1 protein-coding gene and 1 pseudogene are annotated in these 2,655 nt (G+C 74.5%); both read right to left on the bottom strand.

Going from position 1 to position 2,655, the window contains the following annotated elements; genetic code table 11:
* Positions 1–615: pseudogene (locus ACTIDRAF_RS27380) on the bottom strand (hypothetical protein); the annotation flags it as partial.
* Positions 615–2,573, bottom strand: coding sequence for a prenyltransferase/squalene oxidase repeat-containing protein (locus ACTIDRAF_RS34390; protein ID WP_016697717.1), 1,959 nt, complete (start codon positions 2,571–2,573; stop codon positions 615–617). The gene ACTIDRAF_RS34390 and the pseudogene ACTIDRAF_RS27380, both read right to left, overlap by 1 nt.
* Positions 2,574–2,655 lie beyond the last annotated feature (82 nt).

Raw genomic sequence — 2,655 nt, 5'->3', positions numbered from 1 at the left:
GTCCGGGGCGGGCGGCGGCGCCGGGGGCGCGGCCGGACGCCGCGGCGCGACCCGAGGCGGAGGGTTGGTGGTCTCGGTCCGGTTCAACGAGAACGACCAGCCCTCGAAACTGCCCAGTGGGGGCTTGCGGTTCATGACTCCCCACTGGCTGTACTCCCAGGTCCCGCCGTTGGGGGAGTGCCAGTAGGACCAGTAGGCGGTGGCCGGCGGCGTGTCGATGCACGGTTCGGCCTCGGGGACGGGGAGGCCCTCGATCCGGCAGATGAAGGCCTCACCCCACCGGTTGGTGCCGGTGATGTTGATCCCGGCGTTGCGGAGCGCCGCGTGACCGGTGGCCTGGTCTCCGTGGGCGCAGCGGATGATCGTCTGCCCGCCGAGCTCCTGGAAGTCGACGACCACCGTGACGCCGTTGGCGTCGGGACAGTAGCCGGCACTGCCGGACGTCGGAACGGCCGACCTCGGTCGCGGATCGGCGGACGCCGTGCGGGTGGACGGGGCGTCACCGGTCGCCGGTTCCGCCGCGAGGGCCACCCCCGGCCCCACCACCAGACCGGCCGCCATGGTGACGGCGAGCAGGACGGTGGCCGGCCGCCGTCGAGATGAAGGACGTCCCATCAGTCGCTCCCGACCCGGTGCCGGGACATCCACAGGAGCGCGGAACCGCCGAGCAGCAATGCCCCCAGCACCGCCACGGCCACCCCGAGCCCGGCGCCGGTCCGGGCCAGCGGTGGCGGCGACTTCGGGTCGACCCCGGCGGGGTCGACGGGCGGGGGAGCGGTGCCGGTGGGCTGGGACGCGGCCGGTTCGGAGGACGTCGGAACCGGCGAGGAACCGGGCGGTGGCGTGTGCGAGGTCTCCGGCGGCGCCGAGGTGGTCGTCGGCTGCGAGGTGTTCGGTGGCCGTGGGCCCGGCTCCGCCTCCCCGGTCTCACCGAGCGGGACCTTCGCCAACGCGAGCACGGCCTGAGCGGTGGCCCGCCGCCACTGGTCGCGGGCCATGTCGGTCACACCGTCCTCGACGGCGGCCGCGAAGGAGTTGGGGTTGTAGGCGATCGCCCCACGGTCGGCCGAGCCCGCACCCGCGTTGTCCTCGGTCAACTGGAGTCCGGCGACGTAGTCTGCCGCCTCCTCGGCGGCGTCCGGCATCCCGGCGGCGGCCAACGCCTGCCCGGCAAGTCCGCTGCTGTTCGTGTTCGACCCGGCCGTCGGACCGGAACCACCGAAAGAACCGTCATCCCGCTGCACCGAGGCGAGCCACTGCGCGCCCCTGACCGCCGCCGCACCGGCGTGCTCGGCGCCCGCCCTGTCGGCGGCCAACAGCGCCTGCACCGCCATCGCGGTGGAATCCGGGTCCAGGACCGCGTCCGGGGAGGAGTCGCAGGACTCCGACGGGGTGCCGAACAGCTCGGGCGAGAGCCGGAACCCACCCGAGGAACACTGCTGGCGGATCAGGAAGTCCACCGCGGACTGCGGGACCCCACCGCTGCGGGCCAGGCCGATCACGCCGAGGGACTGCCCGAAGGTGTTGGACTGGTCGGCCGTGCCCTGGTCCCGCAACCGCCCTTCCTGCGTCCCGGCCTCCGGGCCGGCGATCAGGTCCAAGGTCTCCTGGCGCATGTCGTGGCCGCCGAAGTCGGTGGGGTCCCGGTCGGCGGCGACGGCGGCGACCAGGATCTTCGCGGTGGCCCCCGCGACGCGCACACCGGGCACCCCCCAGTCGTCGTGGCTGTTGTAGGAGCGGACGTTCGCCGCCACGGCGTCGGCGACCTCCTCGACGGCGGCGGGGTCGGCGTTCGTGGCCGCGAGCGCCAGCAGCGAGTCGATCGTCAGGCCCCAGTCAGCACCGACGAACCCGGGCATGCGCCCGTCGACCAGTTCCCCGGCCAGCCAGCGGCCGGCGGCCACCGCCTGCCCGAGGTGCGGGTTGGACGGGGCGTCGTCCAGCACGACCGCGTCGGAGCCGGCCGCGCTCTCCGGGGCAGGAGTGCCCGTCGGCGTGGGCGGTGCCGTCCTGGTGGGTTCGTCCACCAGGACCGGGCGGACCGGGTCGAGCCGTGGGGGCGGGTTGTCGTCGACGTCGCGGTTGAGGGCGAAGGACCAGCCTTCGAAGCTGCCGGGGGGAGGGGCGCGGAAGGTGGCTCCGTGGCTGCTGTACTCCCAGTCGCCCCCGTTGGGGGCGTGCCAGTAGGACCAGTAGGCGTGTGCGGGCGGGGTGTCGACGCAGTCCTCGGTGTCGGGCGTGGGCAGCCCGTTGATGCGGCAGATGAAGGACGTGCCCCAGCGGTCGGTTCCGGTGACTTCGAAGCCGGCGTTCTCCAGGGCGTCGAGGCCGGTTTCCTGGGGGCCGGGTGCGCAGGCGACGAGGGGCTCGGTGGCGGCGAGTTCCTGGAAGTCGACGATGACGGTGACGCCGTCGTCGTCGGGGCAGTAGCCGGGGGTGGCGGGTGCCACCACCTCGACCGACGTCACGGTGGGAGCGGTCGGCGGTGGGGCCGGTGTCGCGACGGCGGTACCCCCGCCGACGAACAGGGCGACGGCGGCGGCCGACACCCGGAGGAGACGGGACCTGGACATCGTGGCACCTCTGGCGGTCGGGGAAGCCCGGCCGCCCGGCCGCCGCTCCGGGAGCCGGCCACCCGAGGTGGACCGGCGGGCG

The sequence above is a fragment of the Actinoalloteichus spitiensis RMV-1378 genome, from assembly GCF_000239155.1.
Classification (GTDB): Bacteria; Actinomycetota; Actinomycetes; order Mycobacteriales; family Pseudonocardiaceae; genus Actinoalloteichus_B; species Actinoalloteichus_B spitiensis.
This window is presented reverse-complemented; position numbering and strand designations above follow the sequence as displayed.